A 7,761-nucleotide genomic window follows, 5' to 3' on the forward strand; every position below is an offset into this window, starting at 1 on the left:
GTCATCAGCAACCCCAGGCGCAACTCCAGGCGCAGGTAGAACCCGCATGACGCCAGCGCCAGCAACAGCGCCGGCGACAACCACAGCCCGGCGACCGGCCAGGCGGGGCGCGACAGCAGGACCGCGACGGCCAGCACAATCAGCGGAATGCCGATAAAGTGGCTGGCGATGTTGCGCGGATCACGGTGGTAGGCGGCGTATTGACTGAGATGGTCGACGAGGCTTTTCATTGTTGTTCCTCCTGTAGGGTGATCGAATCATGCCCTGCGCCGGTTGCCGGCTCTGTCAGCTAGGCGACAATCGGCTCGCTGCCCGTGTGGATAACGCTATCGATGAAGATGCAGGTCTGGCGTGAGCGCCTGATGAGCGGCCAGTGGTTCAGCCGCTTGCCCGTTGAATTACAGAATAGTCTGCTGGCCAATGCCCGTTTGCGCCCGCTGGCGCCGGGCCAGCGCCTGTTCCAGCGCGGCGATCCGCCTTGCGGCTTGTACGCGGTGCTGGAAGGCACGGTGCGCATCGGCGCGGTCAGCGAGGAGGGCAAGGAGGCGCTGCTGAGCCTGGTGGAGGCGCCGCACTGGTTCGGCGAGATCTGCCTGTTCGACGGCCAGCCGCGTACCCATGACGCCTATGCCGTGGGCTCGTGCAGCCTGCTCAATGTGCCCCAGGCGGCGCTGCTCGAACTGCTGGACGAGCACCCGCAATACTGGCGGCAGCTGGCGCTGTTGATGAGCCACAAGCTGCGCCTGACCTTTATCAACCTCGAACAGCTGAGCCTGATGCCGGCCCCGGCGCGGGTGGCCAACCGCCTGTTGATGATCGCCCGCGGCTACGGCGAGACCGACACCCTGCGCCGAGTCCTGCACCTGCCCCAGGAGCAACTGGCGCTGCTGCTGTCGCTGTCGCGCCAGACCACCAACCAGATCCTCAAGGACTTGCAGGGGCAGGGCATTCTCAAGCTGGGGTATGGCGAGATCGAGATCCTCGACGAAGACCGGTTGCGGATATTGGCCGGGGTTTGACCGTCAGATCGCTATCGCGAGCAAGCTCGCTCCTACAGGGGCCTGCGTTGTTCATGTAGGAGCGAGCTTGCTCGCGATGAGGCCGGCACTAGCACCGCCAGTCTCCCAGTTAACGCAACCCATCGCGAAACTGCCCCGGCGTCATCCCGGTCCAGCGCTTGAACGCGCGGCTGAAGCTGCTGGCATCGGCGAACCCCAGCAGGTAACTGATCTCGCTCAGGGAACACTGCGGGTCGCGCAGGTGCAGCAGGGCGAGGTTCTCCCGGCATTCGTTGAGCAGGGTGTCGAAGCGACAACCCTCGTCCGCCAGGTGGCGTTGCAGGCTGCGCAGGCTCAGGTGCAGGGCCTGGGCGACCCGTTCGGCCGAGGGTTCGCCTTCCGGCAACTGGGACTCAATGACCCCGCGCACCTTGCGCTCCCAGGTCAAGGGTTGCAGTTGCATCAGGGTGCGCTTGAGCACGGCCTCGTTGTGTTCGGCCAGTTCCGGGTTGGCGTCGTCCAGGTGGCTGTCGAAGTCGTGCAGGCCGAACTCCAGGCGGTCCTCGTCGGCGCTGAAAAACACCGGCGCGCGAAACACTGTGTGCCATTGCTTGGGGTCCACCGGTTCGGGGCGCCGCAGGTACACCGCCAGCGGCGCATAGTCGCGGCCCAGGCGGTTGCGGCAGGTGCGCACGTAGATCGCGACAAAGGCGTCGATGGCCTCGAACGCCGGTTCCGGGTTGCCCTCGGGGACCTTCAGGCGAAAGCGATAACGGTCCTCGGTGCGGGTCAGCTCCAGCTCCAGGGCATCGCTGACCACCTGGTGATAACGCACGATGCGCTCGAACACTTCCCGCAGGCTGCCGCTGGCCACCAGCGCATAACCCAGGGCATGGAAGGTGGTCGGGCTGACGAAGCGCGAGACCCGCAGGCCGATGGCCGGGTCGCCGCTGGCCTGCACCGCCAGCTGCCACAGGCGGGTAGTGCCCGACAGCGGGTAGCGGGCGTTGGGGTCGTCCATCAGTTGCGGGTCGAGCCCGGCCTGGTGGCACAGGGCGGTGCTGTCGAGGCCCAGGGCATCGAGCTGCTTGCGCAGGGCGCGGGTCCAGCTGGCGAGGGAAGTGGGTTCGGTCATGGCGGTTGGCGCGTCCGGTCAACAGGTTGGCGTCCGCGGCTAGCGCCCGGCGCGCGGGCGCAGGGCAGGATGCGAACATCAATAACCAGAGGATGGAAGCATGCACGGTACTTCTGCAAGTCCCGACCGGCTGAATGCTCAGCAACGATCGGCGCATATTCGTGAGGTGGTGCTGGCCAGGGGCGTCGAGTTGCGCGAGCGCTACCCGCTGCTCAAGCATCAGGACGCGTTGGGCGCGGGCATCCTGGCCTTGGCCCTGGCCGGGATGATCGGCTCGGCGGCGCTCTATATCGGCGGGTACATGGCCTGGTGGGCTTGCCTGCTGCTCAACGCATTTTTCGCCTCCTTGACCCACGAGCTGGAACACGACCTGATCCACAGCATGTATTTCCGCAAGCAGCGCATCCCCCACAACCTGATGCTGGCGCTGGTCTGGCTGGCGCGGCCGAGCACCATCAATCCCTGGATCCGCCGTCATTTGCACCTCAATCACCACAAGGTGTCCGGCACCGAGGCGGACATGGAGGAGCGCGCCATCACCAACGGCGAGCCCTGGGGTTTCGCCCGGCTGCTGATGGTTGGCGACAACGTCATGTCGTCGTTGATCCGCACCCTGCGGGCCAAGACCTGGGCGCACAAGCGCAACATCCTCAAGCGCACCCTGAAGGTGTACGCACCGCTGGCGTTGCTGCATTGGGGGGCCTGGTATGTGTTTCTCGGCTTCCACGCCGCCAATGGCGTCGCCGCGCTGCTGGGTTCGCCCATCGATTGGTCGGCCGACACCCTGGCGGTGATGCAGGTGATCGATATCGCCGTGGTGGTGATCATCGGCCCCAATGTGCTGCGCACCTTTTGCCTGCACTTCGTCAGCTCGAACATGCACTACTACGGCGACATCGAAGCGGGCAACGTGATCCAGCAGACCCAGGTGCTCAACCCCTGGTGGTTGTGGCCGTTGCAGGCGTTCTGCTTCAATTTCGGCAGCACCCACGGCATCCATCATTTCGTGGTCAAGGAACCCTTCTACATCCGCCAGCTGACTGCGCCGGTGGCGCACAAGGTGATGGCCGAGATGGGCGTGCGCTTCAACGATTTCGGCACCTTCGGCCGGGCCAATCGCTTTACCCGCAAGGAACAGGCGGCGGCGCAGGTGGTGCGGGGCGTCAGGGCGTGATGGATCGGCGTTGAGGGCCAATCGCGGGCAAGCCTCGCTCCTACAGAGCTGTGTCGTTCGCGACATTTATGAACGACGCCCATCCGTAGGAGCGAGGCTTGCCCGCGATAACGATTACCCGGACGCCGCAATCCCCGGCGCCTTGCACAACCCTGTAGCCGCTGCCGCAGGCTGCGATCGGCCGGTACGGCCGCAGCGATCTCAAGGTCCTAGGAGGTCCTGCGGACCTATCGCAGCCTTCGGCAGCGGCTACGGGATCAATCCGGCTGGAACGGCGAGGCGCTGAGGATCACCCCGGTTTCGTCCACGTACTGCTGCCAATGGCCGATCAACGCCTCGAGCTTGTCCGGCTCGCTCTGCGCCAGGTCGTGGATTTCCCCCGGGTCCTGGCTCAGGTCGTACAGCTGCCAGGTCGCCGGGCCCACGGGGCCGGGGATGTACACCGCTTTCCACTGGCCCTGGCGAATCGCCCGGCGGCCGAACAGCTCCCAGCCGGTGACCGTGTGTTCGTCGTGCACCTGCGCGGTCTCGCCGGACAGGAAGCCCAGCCACGACTTGCCCCGCAACGGCGCCACCTCCTTGCCGCGCCAGCGTTTGCCCGGATGGCGCACGCCGGCCAAGTCGAGAATGGTCGGGGTGATGTCCATCACCGTGCCGAAGCCGTGGCTGATCCGGCCCTTGAGCGACAGCTGCGGGTAATGCACCAGCGCCGGCACGCGGATCCCGCCTTCGGTGGTGAAGGCCTTGAACAGGCGCGACGGGGCGGTGGCGACCTGCGCCCAGGCCGGGCCGTACCAGACGTAGGAGTTGGCGCGGCCGATGTTGTCCAGGCTGTTGTCGTAGTGCTGGTTGAGGTAGGTCAAAAGCTGCGGGCCGAACTTGGGGAAGGCCTCCAGCAGCGCGCCTTCGGCGCCGTTGTCGGACATGAACAGGATAAAGGTGTTGTCCAGCTGGCCCTGCTTGCGCAGGTAGTCCACCACCCGGCCGATGTTCCAGTCCATGCGCTCGACCATCGCCGCGTAGACCTCCATGGCCCGCGCGGAAACCTGCCGTTGCTGCTCGCTCAGGGCCGCCCATTCGGCGCTCAGGCCCAGCAGCGGATGAGGCTCCACATCGGCCTCGATCAGCCCCAGTTGCTTGAGCTTTTCCAGGCGCTCCAGGCGCAGCACCTCGGGGCCGGCGTCATAACGGCCACGGTACTTGGCCACCACTTCCTCGGGGGCCTGCAGCGGCCAGTGCGGCGCGGAAAACGGCAGGTAGGCGAAGAACGGCCGGGTCTGGTCGCGCTCCTTGAGGTACTGCAGCAGCTTGTCGCCGAAGGCGTCGGAGGAATAGAAGTCCTTGGGCAACTCGTCGATGAAGCGGTCGTCCTCGATGTACAGCGCCGGGGTGGACTTGAGCAGGCCCGGGGTGTTTTCGTCGTAGGTCGGCTCGAAACCGTAGTGGTTGGCGGCGCCGGGCAACAGCGAGAACGAACGCTCGAAACCACGGGCGTGGGGCGCCAGTTCGGCGGTCAGGCCCAGGTGCCATTTGCCGCTCATCAGGGTCTGGTAGCCGGCGTCGCGCAGCAGCTCGGGCAGGGCCACCACACGGTCGTTGAGGTGGCCCTCGTAGCCCGGCTTGCCGATCAGTTCCGGGGTCAGGGCCTCGGCCATGGTGCCGATGCCGGCGATATGGTGATCGGTGCCGGTGAGCAGCATGGAGCGGGTCGGCGAGCAGGTCGGCGCGGTGTGGAAGTCGGTCAGGCGCAGGCCGTTGAAAGCCAGGGCATCGAGGTTCGGCGTGGCGATTTCGCCGCCGAAGGCGCCGAGATCGGAAAAGCCCAGGTCGTCGGCCAGGATCACCAGGAAGTTGGGACGTTGCGGCATCTATTCACTCCTTATCAGCAAGCAATAAAGGCCAGTGGCAGGTCACGGATCTGGGCGGGCAAAGGCACCTGGTAGTGATCGTCGCTGGTCAGTTCGTGGAGCAGTTCTTCGCGCAGCTGGTGGAAGTCGAAACTGCTGCGCTGGCGCGGATGGGGCAGGGCGATGTCCACCACCCGCTTGATCCGGCCGGGGCGCGGTTCCATCACCACCACGCGGTCGGCGAGGAAGATCGCTTCCTCGACGTCATGGGTGACCAGCACCGTGGTGATCCTGGCCCGTTCGCGGATCGCCAGCAGTTCGTCCTGCATCTGCTGGCGGGTCAGCGCATCGAGGGCGCCGAAGGGTTCGTCCAGCAGCAGGATGCGCGGGCTGGCCACCAGGCCGCGGGCGATGGCCACCCGTTGCGCCATGCCGCCGGAGAGTTGGTGCGGGTAGGCGCGGGTGAAGTCGGTGAGGCCCACCAGCTCGATGAAATCGGCGATGCGGGTTTGCCGTTCGCTGGCGCTCAGGGCTTCGTTGACCAGGCCCAGGCCGATGTTTTCCTCGACCGTCAGCCAGGGGAACAGGCGGTGTTCCTGGAACACGATGCCGCGTTCGCCGCCGATGCCGTTGACGGCCTTGCCGTCGACGCGGATCTCGCCGCGAAACTGCGTATCCAGGCCGATCAGCAGACGCAGCAGGGTGGATTTGCCGCAGCCGCTGGAGCCGACGATGGCGACGAATTCGCCCTCGGCGATTTCCAGGTTGAATTCGCGGATCGCCTCCAGTTCGCCGCCGGCGACCTCGAAGGTCTTGCCCACCTGGTTGAAGCTGACGATGGGGGAAGGTACGAGTGCGTTCATGCGTGTCTCCAGCGTGTGGCGCGGGTTTCGAGCTGTTGGCCAATGAGGTTGAGCAGGGCGCCGGTGAGGCCCACCAGGAGCATGCCGGCGAGGATCAGGTCCATGCGCAGCAGTTGTTGGGCGCCGATCATCTGGCTGCCGATGCCGCCGTTGGACGGCATGAAATATTCCGCGCCGATGGTCCCCAGCCAGGCGTAGATCAGGCTCAGGCGCAGCCCGGCGAAGATCCCTGGCGCGGCACCTGGCAGCACCAGGCGGCGCAGGCGTTGCCAGAGGTTCAGGCGCAGCACTTGCGCCGCCTCGGTCAGTTGCGGCGACAGGTTGGCGACGCTGCGCTGGGTGGCGATAAACAGCGGGAAGAACGCAGCCAGGGCGACAAATACCCATTTCGCCAGTTCCCCCAGGCCGAACCAGGCGGTGAGCAGCGGCACCCAGGCGAAAATGGCGATCTGCCGGAGCGCCGCCAGGGTTGGTCCCAGAATCCGTTCACTCAGGTGCGACAGGCCCAGCAGCAGGCCCAGGGCAAACCCCAGACCGCCGCCCAGCAACAGGCCACCGAGGGTGCGCCGCAGGCTCAGGCCCAGGCCGCCGGACAGGCTGCCGTCGAGCAGGCCGTTCCAGGTGGTTTGCAGCACCGCCAGCGGGCTCACCAGAATGTTGGCGTCGACCCATTCCAACTGGTTCGCCACTTGCCACAGCGCCAGCAGGAACAGCGGTAGCAGCCAGGGTTGCAGGCGTTGCCAGCCCTGGTAGCGCGGGCCGCGGCGGATCTGCGCGATGGCCGGGTGCGGCCAGTGCACCAGGGCCTTGTCCAGCAGGCCGATGCTGCGGTCCATGGCCACGCCAATCACCCCGATCACCACGATGCAGACGAAGACGATATCCAGCATGAACAGCTGGCGCGCCCAGACCATCAGGTAGCCGATGCCTTCGCTGGAGGCCAGCAGCTCCACCGCCAGCAGAGAGGTCCAGCCGGCGGCCAGGGCCAGGCGCACGCCGGCCATGAAGGCGGGCAGGGCGGCGGGCAGTATCAGCCGACGGATCAGCAGGTGCGGCGGCAGGCGCAGCACGGCGGCGGCTTCGCGCAATCTGGGCTGGGCGTCGCGCACGCCGACCAGGGTATGCAGGGTCACGGGCACCACGATGGCCTTGACCAGGACCACCAGCTTGAGCAGTTCGCCGATGCCGAAAAACACCATGAACAGCGGGATCCAGGCCAGGGTCGGGACCTGGGCCAGGGCGGCGAAGGTCGGGAACACCAGGCGCTCCAGGCGCCGGCTGGAGCCCAGTGCCGCGCCCAGCACGGCGCCGGCGCCGATACCTGCCAGCAGGCCCCAGGCCAGCCGTTGCAGGCTGATCGCCAGATGGCTCCACAACTCGCCGCCGGCCAGCTCGAGCGCGCTGCTCCAGACCAGCGCGGGTGCCGGCAGGATCTGCTCGCTCATCCAGGCATTGCGGCTGGCCAGCCACCACAGGACGAACAGGCCCAGGGGCAGCAACCAGGGCAACAGCCGCCGGTGGATGCGCGGCCAGGACAGCGGCTTATCGGCGGGCGCGGCCAACGGCAAGCTGAGAAGGGAAACACGGGCCATGGGCGATCTCCGTTGTCGGGTTGTGCTGCATCTTTTTTCTTCTGTTCTTTCTTCTTCTGTAGGAGCGAGGCTTGCCCGCGATGGCGACCTCAAGGTCGCAACAGGGCCACCACCGGCCTGCGGCCTATCGCGGGCAAGCCTCGCTCCTACAG

At 66.4% G+C, this 7,761-nt stretch carries 7 protein-coding genes; 2 read left to right on the forward strand and 5 right to left on the reverse strand.

Annotated elements, in window-relative coordinates:
- Positions 1 to 230 (reverse strand): Mpo1-like protein (locus DK261_RS04225; RefSeq protein WP_146218513.1); only part of this gene is annotated, 230 nt, incomplete at its 3' end.
- 102 nt (positions 231 to 332) lie between these two features.
- Here DK261_RS04225 and DK261_RS04230 point away from each other — a divergent pair.
- Positions 333 to 1,019 (forward strand): Crp/Fnr family transcriptional regulator, encoded by a 687-nt coding sequence (locus DK261_RS04230; protein ID WP_110175322.1) that lies wholly within the window; start codon positions 333 to 335, stop codon positions 1,017 to 1,019.
- Between the two features lie 109 nt (positions 1,020 to 1,128).
- On the opposite strand, the gene DK261_RS04235 is transcribed toward DK261_RS04230, so the two are convergent.
- Positions 1,129 to 2,133 carry an AraC family transcriptional regulator gene (locus DK261_RS04235; protein ID WP_009046392.1) on the reverse strand — a complete coding sequence of 335 codons (1,005 nt, stop codon included), beginning with the start codon at positions 2,131 to 2,133 and terminating at the stop codon, positions 1,129 to 1,131.
- A gap of 100 nt (positions 2,134 to 2,233) precedes the next feature.
- Between DK261_RS04235 and DK261_RS04240 the strand changes: the two genes are divergently transcribed.
- A complete protein-coding gene (locus tag DK261_RS04240) occupies positions 2,234 to 3,307 on the forward strand; it encodes a fatty acid desaturase (protein ID WP_110175323.1) in 1,074 nt (357 codons plus the stop codon).
- A gap of 257 nt (positions 3,308 to 3,564) precedes the next feature.
- On the opposite strand, the gene DK261_RS04245 is transcribed toward DK261_RS04240, so the two are convergent.
- From DK261_RS04245 to DK261_RS04255, 3 genes are read right to left on the reverse strand one after another with little or no spacing between them, the layout of a single operon-like run.
- Complete coding sequence (locus DK261_RS04245) at positions 3,565 to 5,175, reverse strand: arylsulfatase (RefSeq protein ID WP_101281633.1); 1,611 nt, start codon at positions 5,173 to 5,175, stop codon at positions 3,565 to 3,567.
- Positions 5,176 to 5,189: 14 nt separating this feature from the next.
- Complete coding sequence (locus DK261_RS04250; RefSeq protein WP_009046395.1) at positions 5,190 to 6,017, reverse strand: ABC transporter ATP-binding protein; 828 nt, start codon at positions 6,015 to 6,017, stop codon at positions 5,190 to 5,192.
- Complete coding sequence (locus DK261_RS04255) at positions 6,014 to 7,609, reverse strand: ABC transporter permease (RefSeq protein ID WP_110175324.1); 1,596 nt, start codon at positions 7,607 to 7,609, stop codon at positions 6,014 to 6,016. Before DK261_RS04255 ends, DK261_RS04250 begins: the two co-directional genes overlap by 4 nt.
- Positions 7,610 to 7,761 lie beyond the last annotated feature (152 nt).

It is taken from the genome of Pseudomonas sp. RW409 (assembly GCF_003184125.1).
In the GTDB taxonomy this organism is placed as follows: Bacteria; Pseudomonadota; Gammaproteobacteria; order Pseudomonadales; family Pseudomonadaceae; genus Aquipseudomonas; species Aquipseudomonas chlororaphis_I.